1 rRNA gene is annotated in these 1,299 nt (G+C 57.5%); it reads right to left on the reverse strand.

Annotation, left to right across the window (positions count from 1 at the left end):
- Positions 1–1,252 (reverse strand): 23S ribosomal RNA (locus I2501_RS38720); the annotation flags it as partial.
- Positions 1,253–1,299: the final 47 nt, after the last annotated feature.

The raw sequence follows: 1,299 nt of genomic DNA on the forward strand, positions 1-1,299 counted from the left end.
AATGACACGGCTTCGGCGGTGTACTTGAGCCCCGCTACATTGTCGGCGCGGAATCACTTGACCAGTGAGCTATTACGCACTCTTTAAAGGGTGGCTGCTTCTAAGCCAACCTCCTGGTTGTCTCTGCGACTCCACATCCTTTCCCACTTAGCACACGCTTAGGGGCCTTAGCCGGTGTTCTGGGCTGTTTCCCTCTCGACCATGGAGCTTATCCCCCACAGTCTCACTGCCGCGCTCTCACTTACCGGCATTCGGAGTTTGGCTAAGGTCAGTAACCCGGTGGGGCCCATCGCCTATCCAGTGCTCTACCTCCGGCAAGAAACACACGACGCTGCACCTAAATGCATTTCGGGGAGAACCAGCTATCACGGAGTTTGATTGGCCTTTCACCCCTAACCACAGGTCATCCCCCAGGTTTTCAACCCTGGTGGGTTCGGTCCTCCACACGGTCTTACCCGCGCTTCAACCTGCCCATGGCTAGATCACTCCGCTTCGGGTCTTGGGCGCGCGACTGAATCGCCCTATTCGGACTCGCTTTCGCTACGGCTACCCCACACGGGTTAACCTCGCCACACACCGCAAACTCGCAGGCTCATTCTTCAAAAGGCACGCAGTCACCCCAAAGGGCTCCCACGGCTTGTAGGCACACGGTTTCAGGTACTATTTCACTCCGCTCCCGCGGTACTTTTCACCATTCCCTCACGGTACTATCCGCTATCGGTCACCAGGGAATATTTAGGCTTAGCGGGTGGTCCCGCCAGATTCACACGGGATTTCTCGGGCCCCGTGCTACTTGGGAGTTGCATAAGCGAGCCGTACAGATTTCGTCTACGGGGGTCTTACCCTCTACGCCGGACCTTTCGCATGTCCTTCGACTACCCATACGGTTTCTGACTCGCCCAGCCGCCGGCAGACGACTGAAACACAATCCCACGACCCCACAATGGCAACCCCTGCCGGGTCTCACACCACCATGGTTTAGCCTCATCCGGTTTCGCTCGCCACTACTCCCGGAATCACGGTTGTTTTCTCTTCCTGCGGGTACTGAGATGTTTCACTTCCCCGCGTTCCCTCCACATACCCTATGTGTTCAGGTATGGGTGACAGCCCATGACGACTGCCGGGTTTCCCCATTCGGACACCCCCGGATCAAAGCTCGGTTGACAGCTCCCCGGGGCCTATCGCGGCCTCCCACGTCCTTCATCGGTTCCTGGTGCCAAGGCATCCACCGTGCGCCCTTAAAAACTTGGCCACAGATGCTCGCGTCCACTGTGCAGTTCTCAAACAACGACCAGAAGG

Origin of the sequence: Streptacidiphilus fuscans (assembly GCF_015690355.1) — a bacterium.
GTDB classification, from domain to species: Bacteria; Actinomycetota; Actinomycetes; order Streptomycetales; family Streptomycetaceae; genus Streptacidiphilus; species Streptacidiphilus fuscans.